Genomic DNA, 20036 nt, shown 5'->3' on the forward strand with positions numbered 1-20036 from the left:
GCGACTTGATCGCGGTATCTTTATAAGTTAGTTTTTAGATACCGCGATCAAGTCGCGGTATGACAATAAATTACCCTTTACAACTTTTCCTCAATCAACTTCATAGTTTCATTTATACCATAAAGCTTTATGAAAGTACCAAGTCTTGGACCATCGCTTTGCCCAAGTAATATTTGGTATAAATCTTTGAAATAATCACGCAAATTTTCATACCCTGCTTTCATGCCGATATCATAAATTCCTTTTTGAATACTTTCTGCTTCTATCTGCTCAGGCAAGCTTTTTAACATATCTAAAATATCTTGCAAAATAGCTTTATGCTTTTCAGACGGAGCTAAATATGATTTATGTGCTTTAACAAAATCATTATAATATCTTATAGCAAATTCTGCTAAGTGGTCAAGATATGGACTATTATTTGGTGTCGCTTTTGGTTCATATCTGCTAATAAAACCCCAAAGTACTGATTTATCGGATGGATTACACACCGAAGTTAGATTTAATAACAGCGAGTAAGTAATACCAAAAGTCTCAATTTTAGGCACATTTCCATGATGAATATGATAAACCGGATTTGCAAAACGTTTTGATCTATCTTCTTCTAAATGATATTTTTGATTAAAGGTAATATATTCATCAACATTTTTAGGAATTAAATCGAAAAATAACCTTTTAGCCCTAGTAGGATTTTGGTACATAAACAATGCCATACTTTCAACAGGTGCATATTTAAGCCAATCATCAACGCTAATACTATTGCCTTTTGATTTCGATATTTTTTCACCATTTTCGTCTAAGAACAGCTCATAACATAATTGTACCGGCGGCTTTCCACCTAAGATTCGGCAAATCTCAGAGTAAAGTCTACCATTTGCTAAATGGTCTTTCCCGTACATTTCATAATCAACTTTTAAAGCTGCCCAACGCATACCGAAATCCGGCTTCCACTGCAATTTACAATGACCTTTTGTTACAGGTACTTCTATATCATTCCCGTTTTCATCTTTATAAGTTATTGTACCAAGTTTTGCATCCCATTTATGTATAGGTACTTGCAGTACCTTGCCAGTTTTCGGACAAATGGGCATAAAAGGTGAATAGGTAGCTTTCCGCTCTTCTCTAAAAGTCGGTAGCATCAGCTCCATTATCTCGTCATATTTCTCAAGTACTTTGATCAGCATTTCATCAAACATACCGGCTTTATAGCACTCGGTGCTGCTATAAAATTCATACTTAAAGCCAAATTTATCAAGGAATGAGCGGAATTTTGCATTCATATAATGCCCATAGCTCTCACATTCACCGAAAGGATCAGGGATAGAGGTTAACGGCATATCCATATATCCGGCTACCATTTCAGGATTTGGGATATTGCTTGGTACTTTACGCAAGCCATCCATATCATCAGAAAAGCAGATCAGCTTAGTCTTTATATCTGATAATTGTTCAAATGCTTTCTGTACCATTACCATACGAGCATTCTCGCCAAAAGTCCCAATATGCGGTAGTCCTGATGGACCATAGCCTGTTTCAAACAGTACATAACCTTTTTCAGGAGTTTTGCCGTTTAAGCTATCTAGTATTTTTTTAGCTTCTTCAAAAGGCCAAGCTTTTGATTTGATTGCATTTTCCAAAATTTCCGACATTTATTTTTCTTATACTTGTAATTAATTATCAGTGACAATATACTATATTTAATTAATTGTAAAATTTAATTGTTGCTCCCAACAATGGTTTGTTGAATAACTCTTATGTTCTTCCCGGGTAGCATTGTTGCGTAGATCGAAAAACGTCCTCGGTGTCATCCCGTGGCTTGTCCACGGGATGACAAGTGTGCAATGCCTCCACAGGATGGCACTGTTTGACAATACAAAAACTATAAAATAAAAATATGCCATTTAATACCATTATAAACTACATAAGAAAAGACAGCTATAAAATGCTGCATATAGGCTTAATTGCGATTTCTGTCACAGCTCTTGCTACAGCTTATTTTGCTGAGTATATATTGCATTATGCCCCCTGCCCTTTATGCGTTTACGAAAGATTCCCTTATCTAACATTAATAAAAATTTGTCTAACTGCTTTAATTATCAGGCAATTAAGTAAATACACTTTAGTATTTATTTTTTTAACACTACTTAGTTCATGCATATTATCAACCTATCATAGTATGGTAGAGCGAGGAATAGTTCAGCCAAGCAGTCTTTGTTCATCTATGATCCGCTTCCCAAAAGGCTTATCTATTGAGCATATTAGACAGATGCTTTATTCACAGCCAATAACTTCCTGCACCAAACCGGCAATTAAGCTTTTAGGGATTTCCATGACGGAATACAATTTACTTTTAAATCTCGGTCTTTTAATCGGATTGTTAATTGTTTGGCTTTATCCTAAAGAGTCTTCATTATGAAGCTGTATTTACTGATATTAATTGCAATAATACTAGATTTGATCTATTTTAAATTTAGAATTATTTTTTAAAGTAATTATTATGAATCAAAACCCATCCAGTCAATTAACTCAAGATGAGCAAAAAGCACATGATTATGCAGCTCTAATTTATTCATTGGCAGAAAATGCTGTTCTTACAACACAACTTGCCTTAGCAGATATTGAATTAAGAAAAGCTAACGAAAGCTTAAGAGAAGTCGAAGCTAAAGAAAAACAACTTGCAATAGAAAGAGAAGCTTTAAAAAATGAATTAGAAGCACAAAAAAGTCTTTATAATACCATAACATCCCTTCTTACTGAATACAAAGAAATAGACCTAGTTGAAATAAAACCTGAAGAAGCATTTAGAAAACTTCTTGGTAGGCATGCTCCAGATTTTCTAGACCCAAACACAGGAGAATAGTTGTTATATTTTACCCTAACATCTTTTTCAATTCTTTCATAGAAAAAGCCGGTGGTTTTAGGTAGTCTTGTGCTACCTTACCATTATCTAAAACCACAAGTCTTTTTCCGTAATTTACAGCATCTTCCAAATTATGTGTGATCATTACGGCAGTTATTTTATGTTCATCAATAATCTCTGCCGTTTTTTTCATTACCTCATGCGAAGCTTTAGGGTCAAGGCTTGCAGTATGTTCATCTAAAAATAATATTTTAGGTGGATGAGAAATAGCTAGTGCGAGCAATATAAGTTGTTTCTCCCCACCGGAAAAATTACTAAGCGGCTGCGTTAGACGTGACAAAAAACGCTTAGATTTCGATAAACCGATAAGCTCTAATACTTCCACATCTGTTTTACGCTCATTTGCTGGAAAGCGGCTTTCCCATAAAGTAATATTTTCTTCTAAAGTTAACTCCGAAAATAATCTATCTTCTGCTTTTTGGGTTATAGTTATTAACATATTAGCTTTTTGCGATTGCGGTAATTTATCAATTCGTACTTGATCTAAAAACACCTGCCCGCTAGTCGGCTTTAAATAACCTGCTAGAATTTTTGTTAAAGTAGATTTACCGCTGCCGTTAGTTCCAAGCACTACAACAAACTCTTCTTCGGCAATATTTAAAGTAGTTTCCGATATTATCGGCTCATTACGCTCTTTTACTTTAAACTGCACTTTCTCGGCATATAAATAAGGTTTCATACAGCCTCTCTTTTCACAGAACGAAGAGAAATAAATAGCACCATTCCTAAGATAAGCTTAAGGTTTATAGGATCAATACCGATGCGGAGTAAAATACTTAAAGTGATAAAGTAAAATAATATACCTATAAAACAGGAAAATATTTCTTTAAAAGTATCAAAGCTGTTATTGCGAATTAGGATATGTCGCCCTATAACTATTGCACCGATACCAACAAGTGCTACCCCAAAACCCATATTAATATCGGCAAAACCATTTACTTGTGCTGATATAGTACCAGTTAATGCAGCAAGTGCGTTACTTATGCTAAGCCCAAGCGTACGATAGAATTCGGCAGGCTTTCCTAAAATAGCAAGTAAATCTTTATTAAACCCAAATGCTCTAAGCATTAGACCTAGTTGCCCTTTTAATAAAATTATTATTGCAAATATCACAATAATATTCAACATGCTCAAAGGTAATAACCAATTTTCAGCATTAAATATATTGAGTAAGCTTGGCATACCTAGTGTCGATATGTTAGGACATTGCATAATCTGCAAATTAACCGAATAAAGCATAAAGCTGGCAAGTATTCCCGCTATAAGGCTATTAACACGGTTATTTTTCTGCATAAAGCTTACTATAACACCAATAACACTCCCTGCTATTACGACAAGTATTAATGCCGAAAATAGTCCAAATGAAAGAAATTTAGTAAACACTGCCGCACCTAATACATATGTTCCATCTACAGTTAAATCGGTAATTTTCAAAATCCTGTAACTGATATACATTCCTAAAATAAGCGGCAACATTATCAAAGATTGCTCAAGAGCAGTAACTAAAAGATTCATTATATTACTCTTCCAACTCTTTTCTGTTAAAAGGAAGAGCAGCTAAATTTTCCTTGGTAAGAATTTTTTGTTTGATAAAGGATTTAAGATTAACAAATAAAGTTAGCTCATCCATATTTTGAAAAGGGATATTCTTAGGTGCTGTTCCTTGCAGAATCTGCTTTGCTTGTTCACCTGCTTTTAAGCCTATATCTTTTTCTTGCACCCCTACCGCGATGGTTGCTCCGCTAATTACCGACCCTTCATCCGAGGCAATAATAGGAATATTTCGTTTAAATGCTTCTTGTTTTAAAATATTTATACCGCTAACTATTAAATGATCTTTTAAAATCACAAAGCATTGTGTATTTTCGGGAGCATTCTTTACAGCTACCGATAAGTCATTTAAGTTTTGTACCATTTTAAAGTTTAACGAAATATTATTTTTCTTCGCATAGCTTTTTGTTGCTTCTACTTCTGAAATAACTTTTTCGCTGCTGCTATAAATTAAGGTAATGTTCCGTAAAAATGGTAACTTGCTAATGATACTGGTAATTTTTATTTCATCATTAACACCAGTAACCAAGGGAAGATTTTTATTATCAATCTTAGCTGCCGCACAAACAATCGGTTTATTAGGGATATGTGAAATTACAGTTTGACAAGCAGATGTACCGATTGGAATTATTACGTCAATATCTTGATCTTTAAGCTGCTTTATGATAGCAAGTAAAATATTAGAATCAGCATGGGCATTTTTTACTGTAATTTTTGCATCTATAGCTTTCAACGATTCTTCAATTCCTGCTACGATTTGAGTCATTGCTGCATGTTCAAGCGGGACAATAACAGCGATGTTTTTTTGAGTCGCATAAACTGATAAAGTGAAAAATAATGAAAATAAAAGAGAGAAGACTCTTAAGAAAATATTAAGGAATGACATTTTAATATCCTGTATAAGTTATAATTTAATAATTGAGCAGTGGGCATAATACACCCATAACGTAAAAATATTATCTACGCCAACGCCAATTTTGTATTAAACTAATAACTTTCAAAGATATCATAAATAATTTAACATATTATTTTGTATTGTAATTACTAGCAGCATTTTAATATTTTGTCAATAGCTGGTCCTTGGTTGTGGCTTGACATAGTTATCATAAGCCATTATCTTAAATGAGAAATTTATAAAAAGGATTTTATTATGAAATATTTAGTAATTTTATTTGCTGCTTTGACTTTAACTAGCTGTTCTAATCAAAAAAACACCAAGTCAAAAGAAGTAATGCAAGCTGATGGTGATCCAAGCTATGCTATCATGAGAACAGTTAATGATACTAATAGAAATATTGCTAGTACTGTTTCAACAGTGCCAAACCCTCCTGTTCGTTAAATGCTTACTATTATTTCATCTGCTAAAACTCTTAATTTTGAGCCGATAGCTTTTAAAGGGGAGCTAACCTCCCCTACTTTTCCCAAAATAACAAATCAACTACTTGCTATAGTTAAAAATTATTCTGAAGCTCAGCTATCTAAAACTATGGGTATAAGCGAGAAATTGGCACATTTAAATAAAGAAAGATTTCAGAATTTTGAGAAGCAAGACAGCAAAGCAGCTATTTTTGCTTATGCGGGTGATGTTTTTAATAATATACAATCAGAAAATTTAAGCGAAGATGCAGTAAATTTTTTACAATCGCATTTGCTTATCATATCAGGGTTATATGGAGCTTTAAAGCCGCTCGATGTTATCAAACCTTATAGGCTTGAAATGGCAACAAAGTTAAATGAGATAAATGATTTGAACAAATTTTGGCAAGATGAGATTACAAATTATATTAATCAGAGGCTTGAGCATCATAAACATAAATATTTGCTTAATCTTGCATCGCAAGAATATTCATCTGTAATAAATCAGGATAAGTTAAAATATCCTATAATTAATATTCATTTTAAAGAAAATAGAAATGGTAAGTTAGCAACTATTGGGATAAATGCTAAAAAAGCTCGTGGAAATATGGTGAAATTTATTGCAAATAATCTAATCGACTCCCCTGAATTACTTAAAGAATTTTCATATCTAGATTATAAATATAGCTCTAAGGATTCATTAAATAATGATTTGGTATTTGTGAAATAGTGATCTTTTCCGTCATTGCGAGCGAATGAAATGAGCGTGGCAATCTCATGAAACAGTACTAAGAACTCCTGAGATTGCTTCGTCGAAACTTTCAGTTTCTTCTCGCAATGACGAGAAAATTGATCCACACCGCAATGCGACAACCATCAACAAGTTTCGTAAAATATTCTCTCTAATTCCTCTAAACGCTGTTCTATTTTTTCAATATCTTCTTCTGTTGTGGGATTTTCTAATAAATGTGCGATTTCGTCTTTTAGCTTATTTACTTCTTTTTCAACAGTGTCATCCCGTGGCTTGTCCACGGGATCCAGTACTTAAAAAGCCTAAATATAGCAAATTTTAAAATTAAAAGCTCGATTTTTCTCGCTTTATACTGGATTCCTGCTTTCGCAGGAATGATATTGAAACCACGCAGGCAATGCCACCACGAGGTGACAGAGATGAAAAGTTAAATAGAGCAAGCATTGCTACTATAATCATCATCCTCACGGATAAATTTTTGCTTTACCTTAGAGTTATTATTATAAGGTTTATTATTTTTAACTGGTGCTACAGGTTCGTAGTTTGAAACTGGAGGCACATAATTTTGATTTGCTGTTGCATTTGGGCAAGTATATTTTGATATATCACGCTTAGTTTCTCTTAGCATTGCCTTTATCTGGTCTAGCTCTTCTTGCATTTTTCTTTCTTTATCGGTATTGTCCTTTCTAACTTTCTTATTAGCTTTACTTAAAATCATATCATCATCGTCTGAAGATTCACCTGATTCAGCTTTATATTTTTCCATATCTCGTCTAATCATTTTAAGGTATATCTCACGATTTCTTTTGACGGGATCAATTTGCTCTCCTCTTAAAGGGTTATCATAATCGTCATCGTCATCCTCTGGATCGTCAAGATTATCTTCAACTATATTCTTTTTAGCTAAACTAATATATTTATTATTATATAAAGGTTTTCTTTTACCACCTTTAAAACCTTTACTATCAACTAACCTATTATTTGCGGATTTTTGGAAGTAACCTCTAAAGCTATCAGTACAACCTGACAGCACAAAAACACCTAAAAATAATATTATAATTTTTTTCAACATATATTATTCCAAAACTTCAATTAGATTTATTTATATAACTTGACAAATTATCTTTAAAAACAAGCCATATGAAAAAGTCTATTATGATTAATGCCACATAATAATCAAACTTGCAAGAATAAAGAGCTTATATTGTTTAAATTAGCTCTTCTATTAGGTTACTTAGCAACTTATGACCCTCTTTTCTTCTTTTTAATAGATTTTTCGAGGTATTTTCTAATATCTTCAGATTACTTATTAACTCAAACATTTTTTCGGCTAATTTTTCGCTTGATATATCATCTTGCTTCATGCACCAACCACATTTCTCATCTTCTAATAATTTTGCATTATGATATTGATGATTATCGGCAGCACTTGGCAGCGGAATAAAAATTGCTGGCAACCCTATATAAGTTAGCTCTTCTATAGTAGATGCTCCAGCTCTTGAAATTACTAAATCAGCATTTTTATACTGATTTGCCATATTATCAAAAAATTCAGCTAATTCGTAAGTAATATTTAAATTTGAGTATATATTTTTTATTTTTACTTGATCCTCAAGTGCTGCTTGCTGAGTTATATGCAGTTTAAGATTTGGCTGCTTTTGCATTAAAGCTTTGATGCTTTCAGGTATTAACTCTGAAAATAATTTAGCTCCTTGACTGCCGCCAAAGATAAAAATTTTAAAGGTACGGTCTTTGTCATTCCGTCGCTTGACCACCGAATCCAAGCCTCTAATATTCTTTCTAACTATCCCCCCAGTAACTACTGTTCTATTCTTTACAACTACAGGCAAGTTTTTAGTATTTTTATAAGAAATTGCTATTTTCTTAGCAAAATTTGCAAAAAATTTATTAACCTTTCCAAGATAAGAATTCTGCTCATGAATTACAATCGGCACTCTTAGAAAAATTGCTGCAAACATTGAAGCAACAACCGGATAACCACCAAATCCTACTACAGCAGAGGGAGAAAGGCTAAATAACAATTTAATAGCTTTAAAAATAGCAAGCGATAATAACGGCAAGAATAATAAAATATTTTTTGGTCGTTTTAAATCTATAACATGAAAAATTAATCCCGTATCATGATTTATATACTTCTCACACCTTAAATCCGTAATAAAATGAACTTCATATTTTCTTTTTATTAACTCCTCCCCAAGAGCAACTGCTGGAAAAAAATGACCGCCTGTTCCACCTGCCACTAAAACTATCTTTTTCATATTTCTATTTTATTTATCTTGTACGAATCAAGCGGCGTTCGGTATTTAGTAAAGCCAAGAAGCATACCAGTAGCTATAGCAATTGCAAGCGTTGAAGAGCCGCCATAGCTAATAAAAGGCAGCGTCATGCCCTTAGTAGGCAGTAAATGCAAAGTTACACCTATATTAATTATTGCCTGAAGCCCTAATTGTGCAACAATACCGCTAGCAGCAAATTGGACGAATTTATCTTGCTCATTTAATAGCTTAGCAAGACTTCTAAGTACTATAAACGCAAATACACCTATAACTATAAGGCAAATAATAGCTCCAAATTCTTCCCCAGCAACGGCAAAAATAAAATCAGTGTGCGAATCAGGTAGAACCTGTTTTACTGCCCCCTCCCCCGGTCCTTTACCATATAAACCACCATGTTCAAAAGCTTTCAGTGACTTGCTAACTTGATAATTCTCACTACTATCAGGATCTAGAAATGAGTTAATCCTTTGCGTAACGTGTGGCAACCAAAAATACGCAACAGTTACTCCTATCATTCCTAAAAAACCAGCTAGAACAATCCAAAATATTGGCATACCAGCAATAAAAAGCTGAATACCAAAAACTGCCGTAATCATCACAAGCATTCCAAAATCCGGTTGAATGATTAAGAGAATAGCAACAATAAAATAAAGTATCGAGCAAACTGTAAAGCTTGGGAAATCATCATTAAATTTTAACGATAATATCCAGCCCGTAACAACTGCAAAAAATGGCTTAATAAACTCTGAAGGCTGAATAGATAAGCCGGCAATATTAATCCACCTAGTTGCTCCTTTCACTTCGTAACCAAAGAATTTAACAGCAATTAATAAAACTATACTAGCTATAAAACCCAATATGGCAAAACGCTTTAACCATTTCTTATTAAAGCGTGAAAATAACAATATAAAAGCTGAGGCAGCTGTTAGATAAAATACTTGCCTAGATGCAAAATAATTTTCTTCCAGCCCTATTCTACTTGCTACTGCTGAACCTGAAGTAGTCACAAGCATTAAGCTAAAAGCAAATAAAATAACTAAAGAAATAACTATTTGGCGATCGGTACTACGCCACCATAATTTTATAAAATTATTCGATATTTCGTTATTCATATTGTAGTTATGTAATTTCTATTTATGCTGTTGTATTGATCAGTTTTAACATCATTACTAGAAAATTACGGAGTAATCCAGTTAAATAATAAAACGTCATTGCCAAGAACATAGCGATTCAGCAATCTTATAAGACATTTTCATAAGATTACCAAATCGAGACCTCTCCTCGCAATGACGATTAGGTATCCGCATAAAACAATGCTTTTGTAGAACAATTTAGTTATTGTGCATAAGAATTATTGTAGTTCCTGTCAATTCAGCATAATAGTTTTCACCAAGATAGTTTTCAGAGTCATGATTTTGTTTATAACATCCTTGCACACTACAATCTTGAGTATATTTGTTATAATCACCTTCAATATAATCACGAGCATATTGTACTACCGATTGTACTACTGGAGCTACTAAATCCAATACATATTTTACTGCTGTATTATAAAATGTTGAAAAAATACCGTTATCATTTTCATCAACATTTACTTTTTTTTCTACATGCGTACTAGAAGAGAAAGGCTTTGGGAAAGCCTTTTCTATACTTTCTAGACTCATGTTTAAGAATGTGTCTACTATTGCTTCATCGTTTTTTATTTTCCCTTTTATTGATTTATCATTTTTTGTATTACTACTCTCAATCGTAAAAAATGCTGTAATAAATCCTAACATAAAAAACCTCTTTTTTAATTTTTAAATAGTTCTTTTAAGATCACAAGCTAATAAAATTATTAACTTGCTTATTAATATATTACATAATTTTAATATTAAATTATATTAACAAATTAATACTTAACTAATTAATTTTTTTAATAAGGCATTTTTGTCATAGGCACAAATAAGAGTATTATACAATCTAATAAACAACTCACCACGCTCCTCAAAGTTCTTAAACTGATCGTATGAACTGCAACAAGGTGCAAGTAAAATATTCTTTTCTTTCTGGTTATCCTTGCAAGCATCTTTATAAGCAAGTTCAAAAGCCTGTTTAAGATCATCACATATAACAAAATCTATTACATCTTTGGCAGTATTTGCAAACATTTCTTTAGCTTGCCCATAAAAATAAGCTTTTTTGATTTTACTAAAATAAGGTTTTATTTCCTCAATACCCCCCTCTTTAGCAATACCACCTGCAAGCCAATAAATATTATCAAGAGCTTTAATTGATTGCACGGCAGCTATAGCATTCGTTGCTTTACTATCATTATAGAAATTTATAACATCTATACTACCTAGATATTGCATCCTATGCGGCAGTCCTTGAAAACTACTTATAGATTCGATAATTTTTACAGGCTCAAGACCTATTATTCTAGCAACTGCATAGCTTGCTGCAATATTCTCGCTGTTATGAATTCCTTGCAGACTCTTATTAGACATTAGTTTTAAACTAATATGCTCAAAGAAATTATCGGTAATTATATCATTAACTATTGATATACCTTTTTCAAGAATTTTGGTAACTGAAAAAGGGATTAATTTAATATGATGTTTTTGTTGTAGATTTGTAAAAATTTCATGGCAATAATCATTATCAATATTAATTATCCCGTAACTATCTTTATCCATTCGATCAAAAATTTTAGATTTTGCTGTAATATAACCTTCCATATTTTCATGCCTATCTAAATGATCGGGAGTAATATTAAGAAGCACTGCTATTTTAGCAGCAAAAGTTTTTACTAAATCTAGCTGAAAGGAAGATAACTCAAGCACATACCCATCCTTACTTGCTTTAGCTTGCAAAACCGGAACACCGATATTACCAGCTAATGGATAATCTAAACCATTATCACTTAAGATATGACTAATTAAAGCAGTGGTAGTACTTTTGCCGTTTGTACCGGTCACAGCTAGGAGGTTTAAACCTTTAGATTTTTCGAAAAATAAATCTATGTCGGAAGTGATCGGGATATTAAAATTTTTTGCGATTTTGACTATCTCGTGTGTTAGAGGAATTCCAGGACTTAATACAATTTTATCTAAATTTTGCCATTTTATATCAGATATGGGAATAATATAATTTTTACCGAATAATTCCTCAAACTTATCCCTATTTGCTTCTAGATCATCATAGGCAATTATATTACATTTGTCTTGCAACTCTTCGTAAACCGAAATACCAGTTTTACCAAGCCCAAAAACACCTATATTTTGTCTTTTATGGATAGTCATGAGTTAATTTTAAGGGATTGTATAGAAAATGTCATTGCGAGCAGTCGTAGACTGCGTGGCAATCTTAGGAATCATATGTACTACTTTATGAGATTGCCGCGTCGATGCTTATGCATCTCCTCGCAATGACGATTGAGTATACCTATTTAATGTCCTGCATTAATGCTTGCTCACCCTCATTAAGGTTGACCTGATCATTAACATTATTATAAACTGCTTGATTGTTAGTTGGAACAGGTAAATAATAATGAGGCGGTACTTCTAAAGCCTTACTACGCTGAACTTGATACTCATTAGGACCAGCTGTTGATATTCCTACAGTTTCTTTTAATTTTTTATTACATGCAGAAGTAATTAATAAAACAGTAAATAATAAAAAAACTTTTCTCACTTTAATACCTTATAGATTATATTTTATCGTTATCGCCTTGTGGAGCATTACGAATCTTTTCAGCCATAGCCTCAATTTGGGCTTTATCATAATTCTCTTTAGCTTTTTCTTCAATATTTTTTTTAGCACTATAATAATCTTCTACTAAGATAATTACTCCAAGTGTAATAAAACAGTCAGCTAGATTAAATACTGGAAAGCTATAATCTTGATAATGGAAATATATAAAATCAAAAACTGCTCCTCGAAATGATCTATCAATTAAATTACCGATAGCACCACCAATTACAAAGCTATAACCAGCAAAGCCTCCTATGGTTTTGGAACTCATCATTAAATAATATAAATAACAAACAATAATCGTATTTGTTATTAAAAACACGATATTACTATATTGATAATAATCACGCATTAAACCGAAGCTAATACCATAATTCCAAGTATAAACCATATTTAAAAAAGATGTGACCTTTAAGGTTAAGCCATGCTTCCATCTTAGATTATTGATAAACCACCATTTAGTCAATTGATCAATAATCACTAATGTTATTATAATACGGCTACTACGAGCAAATGTTAGATATAGTTTTTTAAATGATAGAATCATAATTATTTAGGGATTTTTATAAGGGAATAAAGGAGGGGCGTCATTGCGAGGAGATGCATAGCATCGACGTGGCAATCTCATGAAATAGAATATAACTCCTGAGATTGCTTCGTCGCTATGCTCCTCGCAATGACGACTACCATGAAATGACACACGCCTAACACATTACACCGAAACTTCAGCTACTTTATTAGCCTGCAAATCTTTATCAAGCTTAACATTCAAGGTTTTAACTTCTTTCTTAAACTGCTTGAATTTTTCTAATTTTTTTCCGCTTAATTCTACACCTGGTGTTGTTTTAACGGACATAGGATTAACATGTTTACCATCAATTTTAACTTCATAATGTAAATGCGGTCCTGTAGCTCTACCGGTGCTTCCAACATATGCTATAATATCGCCTTGTTTTACTAGGCTTCCTACTTTTAAACCTTTAGCAAAATTTGATGCGTGAGCATAGGCAGTAGATAACGTACCGCTATGTTTTATCTGGATAAATTTCCCATAACCTGATTTCCAACCTATTTCAGTAATAACACCATTACCCGCCGAATATATAGGTGTTCCAGTCGGTGCTGCAAAATCAACCCCTTTATGCATTTTGGTATAACCAAGTATAGGGTGCTTCCTAATACCATATTGTGAAGAAACTTTTATAACTTTTAAAGGAGTTCTAAGCAAACTTCTTTTTACACTTTTACCATCTTCAGAAAAAAATGCATGATTATTTACATTATTATCATGTGAATAGCGATAAATATTATATTCTTTTCCTGAAAGATTTAACGAGACATATAAAATCTTACCGTGATGGGAAAATTTACCATCTTCCGTCACGTATTTTTCTGTTATAACAGTCGCAGTATCACCACTTTTTATTTGACGCTGAAAATCAATTTGATAAGCATAAGCATTAATCAGCTCTATTATATTATTGTTTGACAAACCAAGCTTCTTAAGAGCAGACATAAAGTTTGACTCGATATTTACAGATGACTTAGCCACTGTTTTTGTTAAAGGCACGATAATTTCTGCAATTTTAAAATTATCATTCTCTCTTATTATTTCAATAGTCTTAAGTTTATCTATAGCTAAAATAATCTTATTAAGAAATACTGTTTCAGAAGTTAAATCCTCATTATCATTTTCGGTAATTTTTGTTTCATATTCAAAAGTAATTTGCTGCCCTATTTTAAGCGATGGCAATAATTTATTTTCTTTTATTAAGCTTAATATTTTTTCTATATCATTTCTTGGGATATTTTGACCGCTCAGAATAGAATTTATAGTATCGCCTTTTTTAACTGTTACTTCTTTAAATGAAATTGCTTCTTGAATTTCTTCAGCTTCAGGATGTACTAATGTTATAGATAACGTATCATTTACATAGTTATTAACAGCAAAAGAGACAAACATCACTAATGCTATAAATAGTAATAGGGAAACAGAGGTAAGAACTTTTTTGAATCGTGCACTAAGATAAGGAACTGATAATACATCATCAAAATCGTAAGATAGCGTGTCGTTTTTCATTGATTACTTAGAAGTTATCTTGGTTTCGTTATTATTAATATGAACTATATAAATACAAATTACAATAAAAAATTATAAAATAATTTAGTTTTAAATCGTTTTATTCAAAATACTTTTTGTTTTTATTTTATATTTTTTGTGTTATTAAAGTTAATTTTCTTTAATTTTTAATAATTAAAATTATGTTTAGATTATTCCTATTTTTATTAATTCTTACAAACTTCACTTCTTGTTCATTTAATAATCAAGATGTTAAACCATCAAAAATAGAATATTATGAGAATATTTCTTCAAATAAAAAATGTTTACCAAATAGCAAAATAGTTTTGGTAGGAGGTTGCTTTGATGTGTTACATTATGGTCACCTGGAGTTTTTGCATGAAGCTAAAAAGCAAGGTAAATATTTAATCGTTGCTTTAGAAACTGATGAAACAATAATTAAATATAAAAAGCGTAAACCTATTCATAATCAACTACAACGAGCAAAAATTTTAAGCTCCCTTACATTTGTTGATAAAGTACTTATGTTACCCGAGTTAAAAGGTTTTAACGATTACGCATTATTAGTGCAAAATATTTGCCCCTCTGTAATTGCTGTAACAAAATATGATCCTCAATTAACGAATAAACAAACTCAAGCTAAATTAATAAACGCTCAAGTAATAGAAGTTATAGATTTAATACAACACCCTGATATAGGTACATTTTCCACCTCAAACATCATTAATAGCATATAAAATTTATTTTATTTATCGATTTTTGCTTTAATTAAAATACATATCCATTTATATTAATATAAAAATAACTTGTATTATGTACTTTATGAAGAATGTTATTACTTTAATTGGCTTAGTTTTATTTAGTAGCTTTTGCTTTGCTTCTGAGCCTTTGCCTTGGCAAATTGGATTTCAGCCACCTGCAAGCCCGATCATGGAGGAGTTACATAAATTCCACGATTTCTTACTTTATATCTCTACTGCCATAGTTTTGTTTGTTGCAGGATTATTAGTTTTTGTATGTATTAAATTTAACGCAAGAAATAATCCAGTACCGGCAAAATTTTCGCATAACATTTTAATAGAAATAATTTGGACTGTAATACCTATAATAATTTTAGTTATTATTGCCGTGCCATCTTTTAGAATATTGCGTCATGCCGAAAAAATACCGGAAGCGGATTTAACTATTAAAGTAGTAGGCTACCAATGGTATTGGCATTATATATATCCTGATCATAATGATATAGAATTTGATAGTGTTATGATCTCAGATGAAAATCTAAAACCTGACCAAAAAAGATTATTAGATGTTGATAATAGAATAGTAATACCCGAGAATGCTACAGTTAGATTTTTAATTACAGCCGGTGACGTAATACATAGCTTTGCTGTTCCGTCTCTTGGTTTTAAAATAGATGCCGTACCCGGAAGAGTAAATGAAACATGGACAAGAGTCGCCAAAAAAGGTGTATATTACGGGCAGTGTTCCGAGCTTTGCGGAATCAATCACGGCTTCATGCCGATTGCTATAGAGGTAGTAAGCAAAGAAGATTTCGATAATTGGGTTGCGAGTAAGAATAAAGTTGCCGCAAACGGTGAGAATTCAAAATTGGCAGCTAATTAATTATGTTTTTATCCTGATGTCATACCGTGGCTTGTCCGGTTTTGTTGTATGGATCGAAAGTCGTCTGAGCTACGCGAATGAAATGAGCGTGGCAATCCAGAAAAAATAATAAAAAATACTATAAATTAGCATTTTTTAGTTGGATTGCTTCGTCAATTACTTCGTAATTTCCTTAGCTCAGACGGAAAAACCGATCTACGCGGGAATGACATCAAAGCCATGCAACAAAACCAGAATGACAAATAATTACATTTAAAAAAGCGAAGATGCCTTAGGTAATGAATCATGGTAACTAAAAAAATATATTAACACAAACAGAATAACAATTATGGATATAACTACTAACGATCTAAACCACGATGATCACCACACTCCGCACGGCTGGAAGAGGTGGCTGTTTTCTACTAATCACAAGGATATCGGCATTATGTATATCATATTTGCCATATTTGCCGGAATTGTCGGCGGGTTGTTTTCGCTGCTGTTTAGGCTAGAACTTGCAATGCCAGGCGGAACTTTCTTAAATCATGATTTCCAGCTATATAATGTACTGATTACTGCACATGCGGTGATTATGGTGTTCTTTATGATCATGCCGGCTTTGTTCGGTGGTTTCGGTAATTACTTTGTACCTTTACTAATAGGTGCTCCCGATATGGCATTCCCACGCCTCAACAATATCAGTTTCTGGCTGCTAGTTCTGGCTTTCATTTTACTTATGGGATCAGCGTTTGTTGACGGCGGACCAGGAACAGGCTGGACGCTCTACCCTCCTTTAAGTAGTATAAGCGGACATCCAGGAGCAGCGGTTGATATGGCTATTTTCAGTCTGCATTTAACAGGGCTTTCATCAATACTTGGCTCAATCAACTTAATCGTTACTATCTTTAATATGAGAGCACCCGGGATGGGACTATTCAAAATGCCGTTATTTGTCTGGTCTATTTTAGTTACTGCATTCTTGATAATTTTAGCTATGCCAGTGCTTGGTGGAGCTATTACCATGCTACTTACCGATCGTAATTTCGGTACTACTTTCTTTAAAACTGATGGTGGTGGTGATCCAGTATTATTTCAGCACTTATTTTGGTTTTTTGGTCACCCTGAAGTATATATCGTAATACTTCCAGGTTTTGGTATTGTAAGCCAAGTTATCTCTACTTTCTCACGTAAACCAATATTTGGCTATCAAGGCATGGTCGGAGCTATGGTAATAATCGGCTTTGTCGGGTTTATTGTATGGGCTCACCATATGTTTACAGTTGGGCTTTCTTACAACGCCCTTATATATTTTACTGCCGGAACAATGATTATCGCAATTCCAACAGGTATCAAAATATTTAGCTGGATCGCAACTATGTGGGGTGGCTCACTTACTTTCCCAACACCTATGCTATTCTCTATAGGATTTATTATATTATTCACGATCGGCGGCGTAACTGGCATAATCTTATCAAACTCGGCACTTGATAGAGTTCTGCACGATACATATTATGTTGTGGCACATTTCCATTATACGATGTCACTCGGTGCTTTATTCACTGCATTTGCCGGCTTTTATTACTGGTTCGGTAAAATATCAGGCAAGCAATATCCCGAGATCTTAGGCAAAATCCATTTCTGGATTACTTTCGTCGGTGTTAATTTAACTTTCTTCCCGCAACATTTCTTAGGACTTGCAGGTATGCCAAGAAGAATACCAGACTACCCTGAAGCTTTTGCCGGCTGGAATATGGTTTCATCGATAGGAGCAGGAATTTCTATGGCGGCTGCTCTTTATTTTGTGTTTATCGTTTTCTATACATTAAAATACGGCAAAAACTGCCCAAATAACCCTTGGGGTGATGGAGCTGATACACTAGAGTGGACACTTACCTCTCCTCCACCATTTCATACATTTGAAACACCACCGCATATTGAGGAATAATTTATGATTCTCAGAAGATTATTTGCTTTCTTGATTGATAAAATTATAATTGGAATATTGCTATCATTGACTATAGCATTTGTAAAAGACACGATGATAGAAATTGCTTTATTTTTTATTATTTCAGGATTTTACTTTCCTTACCTAGAATCTTCAAAAATACAAGCCTCTATTGGGAAAAAATTACTAGATTTAAAAGTAGTTCATCAAGATGGAACTACTCTTAAAGGTAGTGAAGCATTTATTAGATTTGTCGCTTTTTATGTGATTAATTTAACTGGTATACTTTTTATAATAAGCGTTATTATGATGATATTTAGGGAAGACGAAAAAATGCTTCATGATTTAGTATTTGATACACAAGTAGTAAAGTCATAATGAATAAACAAGAATCACGTTTGCATTTCAAGGAGCTTTTAACGAAAAATATAGATAAAATAAATTCTGATTTAACAAAAACTTCTTTACTAAATCAAGTCAGTAATTTATTAAAACAGTTAAAAGTAAAGCATGTTGGAATATATTATCCACTAAAATATGAAATAAACCTGCTTGAACTATTAAATATTCATCATGAAATAAAATTTTTTCTGCCTAAAATTATAAATAATGAAATAAAATATTGTGCTTATAATTATAATGATGAATTAGTTTTAGGGAGTTTTAAAACTTTAGAACCGATAAATAATGATTTCTATGAACCAGAATTGATAATTGTCCCAGGTCTGGCATTTAGTAAAGATGGCTACAGACTTGGTTATGGTAAAGGACATTTTGATCGATACATAAATAATAATAAAGATATATTAACTGTTGGTGTTTGTTTAAAAGAACAAGTTATAGATAACTTTCCTGCTGAATTACATGATCAGAAACTTAATTTTATTATTTCTATATGAAAAACATGAATAGAAAACCAATAATAGGAATTACTCCTGATTTAGCTCAAAATTGTGAAAAATATACTTATGCCGCCTTTCCTTGGTATGCATTACGTAAGAATTATACCGATGCAATAATCGAAGCCGGCGGCGTCCCTATGTTACTGCCATACCAAGCTGAAACAATAGATCATCTCATGGATTTTATTGATGGTGTTATATTACCTGGCGGTGATGAAGATATACACCCTAAATTTTATGAACCTGAATATGCTGAAGATGTAGTAATTTCTAATGAAGAGCGTGATAATTTTGAAATATTGATTTTAAAGAAATCGTTAGAAAAAAATATACCTGTTTTAGGAATATGCCGAGGAATGCAACTAATAAATGTTGTTTTAGGTGGCACTCTTATTAAGCATATTCCGGATTATATCGAAGAGACAAAACAGCCTATTATCATAAACCATACCCAGCCTCATCCTAAAGATATAGTCTCGCATTCAATTAGTATAAAGCCGAATACTAAGCTTGCTAGAATGGCAAATAATAAGCTGGACACAATGGTTAACTCAACTCACCATCAAGCCATTAAACAAATTGGTAATAATCTTATTATATCAGCAAAAGCAGAAGACGGGATTATAGAAGCAATAGAATCAACAAGTCATAAATTTCTTATCGGCGTACAGTGGCATCCTGAATATGTCAATGATAATGGCATAGACCTAGTTTTATTCAAAGAGCTAATAAAAGCTAGTAGTAATATATTGTAAATTGTCTTTTTCTATTATAAAAGTATCTCATATATATACTGAGATGTAGAAGTATTTATGAGTACTTTTGTCTTCATAACAATAACTCTAAGTTATTTAAAATAAAAAGTATAATAAACAATAGGAATAAGGTGCTGGGAAT

23 protein-coding genes are annotated in these 20036 nt (G+C 32.5%); 10 read left to right on the forward strand and 13 right to left on the reverse strand.

The annotated features are described in order from the left end of the window. Positions 1 to 77: 77 nt before the first annotated feature. Positions 78 to 1646: a lysine--tRNA ligase gene (locus AAGD49_RS05250; protein WP_341788228.1), complete on the reverse strand. Its 1569-nt coding sequence runs from the start codon at positions 1644 to 1646 to the stop codon at positions 78 to 80. A 245-nt stretch (positions 1647 to 1891) separates the two neighbouring features. Here AAGD49_RS05250 and AAGD49_RS05255 point away from each other — a divergent pair, with 245 nt between their 5' ends. After that, complete coding sequence (locus AAGD49_RS05255; protein WP_341788229.1) at positions 1892 to 2413, forward strand: disulfide bond formation protein B; 522 nt, start codon at positions 1892 to 1894, stop codon at positions 2411 to 2413. Positions 2414 to 2494: 81 nt separating this feature from the next. After that, positions 2495 to 2857 (forward strand): hypothetical protein, encoded by a 363-nt coding sequence (locus AAGD49_RS05260; protein ID WP_341788230.1) that lies wholly within the window; start codon positions 2495 to 2497, stop codon positions 2855 to 2857. Positions 2858 to 2867: 10 nt separating this feature from the next. Here AAGD49_RS05260 and AAGD49_RS05265 read toward each other — a convergent pair whose 3' ends face one another. The 3 genes from AAGD49_RS05265 to AAGD49_RS05275 are packed head-to-tail and all read right to left on the reverse strand — an operon-like array spanning position 2868 to position 5354. Continuing rightward, positions 2868 to 3596 carry an ATP-binding cassette domain-containing protein gene (locus tag AAGD49_RS05265; RefSeq protein WP_341788231.1) on the reverse strand — a complete coding sequence of 243 codons (729 nt, stop codon included), beginning with the start codon at positions 3594 to 3596 and terminating at the stop codon, positions 2868 to 2870. Continuing rightward, positions 3593 to 4432 (reverse strand): ABC transporter permease subunit, encoded by an 840-nt coding sequence (locus AAGD49_RS05270; RefSeq protein ID WP_341788232.1) that lies wholly within the window; start codon positions 4430 to 4432, stop codon positions 3593 to 3595. Before AAGD49_RS05270 ends, AAGD49_RS05265 begins: the two co-directional genes overlap by 4 nt. A gap of 4 nt (positions 4433 to 4436) precedes the next feature. Beyond that, on the reverse strand, positions 4437 to 5354 hold the full coding sequence (locus AAGD49_RS05275) for an ABC transporter substrate binding protein (protein ID WP_341788233.1): 918 nt from the start codon (positions 5352 to 5354) through the stop codon (positions 4437 to 4439). A gap of 261 nt (positions 5355 to 5615) precedes the next feature. Here AAGD49_RS05275 and AAGD49_RS05280 point away from each other — a divergent pair, with 261 nt between their 5' ends. Further along, positions 5616 to 5807 (forward strand): hypothetical protein, encoded by a 192-nt coding sequence (locus tag AAGD49_RS05280; protein ID WP_341789235.1) that lies wholly within the window; start codon positions 5616 to 5618, stop codon positions 5805 to 5807. Further along, positions 5808 to 6554 (forward strand): YaaA family protein, encoded by a 747-nt coding sequence (locus AAGD49_RS05285; protein ID WP_341788234.1) that lies wholly within the window; start codon positions 5808 to 5810, stop codon positions 6552 to 6554. It abuts the gene before it with no gap. A gap of 146 nt (positions 6555 to 6700) precedes the next feature. On the opposite strand, the gene AAGD49_RS05290 is transcribed toward AAGD49_RS05285, so the two are convergent. The 9 genes from AAGD49_RS05290 to AAGD49_RS05330 form a co-directional block, all read right to left on the reverse strand. After that, positions 6701 to 6856 (reverse strand): hypothetical protein, encoded by a 156-nt coding sequence (locus AAGD49_RS05290; protein ID WP_341788235.1) that lies wholly within the window; start codon positions 6854 to 6856, stop codon positions 6701 to 6703. Positions 6857 to 7002: 146 nt separating this feature from the next. Beyond that, positions 7003 to 7647, reverse strand: a complete 645-nt coding sequence (locus AAGD49_RS05295) for a hypothetical protein (RefSeq protein ID WP_341788236.1) — start codon at positions 7645 to 7647, stop codon at positions 7003 to 7005. 136 nt (positions 7648 to 7783) lie between these two features. Beyond that, positions 7784 to 8854: an undecaprenyldiphospho-muramoylpentapeptide beta-N-acetylglucosaminyltransferase gene (gene murG, locus AAGD49_RS05300; RefSeq protein WP_341788237.1), complete on the reverse strand. Its 1071-nt coding sequence runs from the start codon at positions 8852 to 8854 to the stop codon at positions 7784 to 7786. Next, positions 8851 to 9984: a putative lipid II flippase FtsW gene (ftsW, locus tag AAGD49_RS05305; RefSeq protein ID WP_341788238.1), complete on the reverse strand. Its 1134-nt coding sequence runs from the start codon at positions 9982 to 9984 to the stop codon at positions 8851 to 8853. Before ftsW ends, murG begins: the two co-directional genes overlap by 4 nt. A 219-nt stretch (positions 9985 to 10203) precedes the next feature. Then, complete coding sequence (locus AAGD49_RS05310) at positions 10204 to 10650, reverse strand: hypothetical protein (RefSeq protein WP_341788239.1); 447 nt, start codon at positions 10648 to 10650, stop codon at positions 10204 to 10206. A 120-nt stretch (positions 10651 to 10770) separates the two neighbouring features. Further along, positions 10771 to 12156, reverse strand: a complete 1386-nt coding sequence (gene murD, locus AAGD49_RS05315) for a UDP-N-acetylmuramoyl-L-alanine--D-glutamate ligase (RefSeq protein ID WP_341788240.1) — start codon at positions 12154 to 12156, stop codon at positions 10771 to 10773. Between the two features lie 142 nt (positions 12157 to 12298). Continuing rightward, positions 12299 to 12547 carry a DUF3035 domain-containing protein gene (locus AAGD49_RS05320; RefSeq protein ID WP_341788241.1) on the reverse strand — a complete coding sequence of 83 codons (249 nt, stop codon included), beginning with the start codon at positions 12545 to 12547 and terminating at the stop codon, positions 12299 to 12301. A 16-nt stretch (positions 12548 to 12563) separates the two neighbouring features. Further along, positions 12564 to 13154: a signal peptidase II gene (lspA, locus tag AAGD49_RS05325; RefSeq protein ID WP_341788242.1), complete on the reverse strand. Its 591-nt coding sequence runs from the start codon at positions 13152 to 13154 to the stop codon at positions 12564 to 12566. A 165-nt stretch (positions 13155 to 13319) separates the two neighbouring features. Next, positions 13320 to 14687 (reverse strand): M23 family metallopeptidase, encoded by a 1368-nt coding sequence (locus AAGD49_RS05330; RefSeq protein ID WP_341788243.1) that lies wholly within the window; start codon positions 14685 to 14687, stop codon positions 13320 to 13322. 182 nt (positions 14688 to 14869) lie between these two features. On the opposite strand from AAGD49_RS05330, the gene AAGD49_RS05335 reads away from it, so the two are divergent. From AAGD49_RS05335 to AAGD49_RS05360, 6 genes are all read left to right on the forward strand, one after another. Next, entirely contained in the window at positions 14870 to 15424 is a 555-nt protein-coding gene (locus AAGD49_RS05335) for an adenylyltransferase/cytidyltransferase family protein (RefSeq protein WP_341788244.1), read from the forward strand. Positions 15425 to 15500: 76 nt separating this feature from the next. After that, positions 15501 to 16310: a cytochrome c oxidase subunit II gene (gene coxB / locus AAGD49_RS05340; protein ID WP_341788245.1), complete on the forward strand. Its 810-nt coding sequence runs from the start codon at positions 15501 to 15503 to the stop codon at positions 16308 to 16310. Positions 16311 to 16638: 328 nt separating this feature from the next. After that, positions 16639 to 18237 carry a cytochrome c oxidase subunit I gene (gene ctaD, locus AAGD49_RS05345; protein ID WP_341788246.1) on the forward strand — a complete coding sequence of 533 codons (1599 nt, stop codon included), beginning with the start codon at positions 16639 to 16641 and terminating at the stop codon, positions 18235 to 18237. Between the two features lie 3 nt (positions 18238 to 18240). Beyond that, positions 18241 to 18615, forward strand: coding sequence for an RDD family protein (locus AAGD49_RS05350; protein ID WP_341788247.1), 375 nt, complete (start codon positions 18241 to 18243; stop codon positions 18613 to 18615). Continuing rightward, complete coding sequence (locus AAGD49_RS05355; protein WP_341788248.1) at positions 18615 to 19136, forward strand: 5-formyltetrahydrofolate cyclo-ligase; 522 nt, start codon at positions 18615 to 18617, stop codon at positions 19134 to 19136. Before AAGD49_RS05350 ends, AAGD49_RS05355 begins: the two co-directional genes overlap by 1 nt. Before the next feature lie 5 nt (positions 19137 to 19141). Next, on the forward strand, positions 19142 to 19894 hold the full coding sequence (locus AAGD49_RS05360; protein ID WP_341788249.1) for a gamma-glutamyl-gamma-aminobutyrate hydrolase family protein: 753 nt from the start codon (positions 19142 to 19144) through the stop codon (positions 19892 to 19894). The last annotated feature ends 142 nt before the right edge of the window (positions 19895 to 20036 follow it).

Source organism: Rickettsia endosymbiont of Lasioglossum villosulum (genome assembly GCF_964026455.1).
In the GTDB taxonomy this organism is placed as follows: Bacteria; Pseudomonadota; Alphaproteobacteria; order Rickettsiales; family Rickettsiaceae; genus Rickettsia.

What these genes read in the sequence shown, in the direction of transcription:
- AAGD49_RS05250 (WP_341788228.1), bottom strand. Translation starts at nt 1,646, where the DNA reads ATGTCGGAAATTTTGGAAAATGCAATCAAATCAAAAGCTTGGCCTTTT.
- AAGD49_RS05255 (WP_341788229.1), top strand. Translation starts at nt 1,892, where the DNA reads ATGCCATTTAATACCATTATAAACTACATAAGAAAAGACAGCTATAAA.
- AAGD49_RS05260 (WP_341788230.1), top strand. Translation starts at nt 2,495, where the DNA reads ATGAATCAAAACCCATCCAGTCAATTAACTCAAGATGAGCAAAAAGCA.
- AAGD49_RS05265 (WP_341788231.1), bottom strand. Translation starts at nt 3,596, where the DNA reads ATGAAACCTTATTTATATGCCGAGAAAGTGCAGTTTAAAGTAAAAGAG.
- AAGD49_RS05270 (WP_341788232.1), bottom strand. Translation starts at nt 4,432, where the DNA reads ATGAATCTTTTAGTTACTGCTCTTGAGCAATCTTTGATAATGTTGCCG.
- AAGD49_RS05275 (WP_341788233.1), bottom strand. Translation starts at nt 5,354, where the DNA reads ATGTCATTCCTTAATATTTTCTTAAGAGTCTTCTCTCTTTTATTTTCA.
- AAGD49_RS05285 (WP_341788234.1), top strand. Translation starts at nt 5,808, where the DNA reads ATGCTTACTATTATTTCATCTGCTAAAACTCTTAATTTTGAGCCGATA.
- AAGD49_RS05295 (WP_341788236.1), bottom strand. Translation starts at nt 7,647, where the DNA reads ATGTTGAAAAAAATTATAATATTATTTTTAGGTGTTTTTGTGCTGTCA.
- murG (WP_341788237.1), bottom strand. Translation starts at nt 8,854, where the DNA reads ATGAAAAAGATAGTTTTAGTGGCAGGTGGAACAGGCGGTCATTTTTTT.
- ftsW (WP_341788238.1), bottom strand. Translation starts at nt 9,984, where the DNA reads ATGAATAACGAAATATCGAATAATTTTATAAAATTATGGTGGCGTAGT.
- AAGD49_RS05310 (WP_341788239.1), bottom strand. Translation starts at nt 10,650, where the DNA reads ATGTTAGGATTTATTACAGCATTTTTTACGATTGAGAGTAGTAATACA.
- murD (WP_341788240.1), bottom strand. Translation starts at nt 12,156, where the DNA reads ATGACTATCCATAAAAGACAAAATATAGGTGTTTTTGGGCTTGGTAAA.
- lspA (WP_341788242.1), bottom strand. Translation starts at nt 13,154, where the DNA reads ATGATTCTATCATTTAAAAAACTATATCTAACATTTGCTCGTAGTAGC.
- AAGD49_RS05330 (WP_341788243.1), bottom strand. Translation starts at nt 14,687, where the DNA reads ATGAAAAACGACACGCTATCTTACGATTTTGATGATGTATTATCAGTT.
- AAGD49_RS05335 (WP_341788244.1), top strand. Translation starts at nt 14,870, where the DNA reads ATGTTTAGATTATTCCTATTTTTATTAATTCTTACAAACTTCACTTCT.
- coxB (WP_341788245.1), top strand. Translation starts at nt 15,501, where the DNA reads ATGTACTTTATGAAGAATGTTATTACTTTAATTGGCTTAGTTTTATTT.
- ctaD (WP_341788246.1), top strand. Translation starts at nt 16,639, where the DNA reads ATGGATATAACTACTAACGATCTAAACCACGATGATCACCACACTCCG.
- AAGD49_RS05350 (WP_341788247.1), top strand. Translation starts at nt 18,241, where the DNA reads ATGATTCTCAGAAGATTATTTGCTTTCTTGATTGATAAAATTATAATT.
- AAGD49_RS05355 (WP_341788248.1), top strand. Translation starts at nt 18,615, where the DNA reads ATGAATAAACAAGAATCACGTTTGCATTTCAAGGAGCTTTTAACGAAA.
- AAGD49_RS05360 (WP_341788249.1), top strand. Translation starts at nt 19,142, where the DNA reads ATGAATAGAAAACCAATAATAGGAATTACTCCTGATTTAGCTCAAAAT.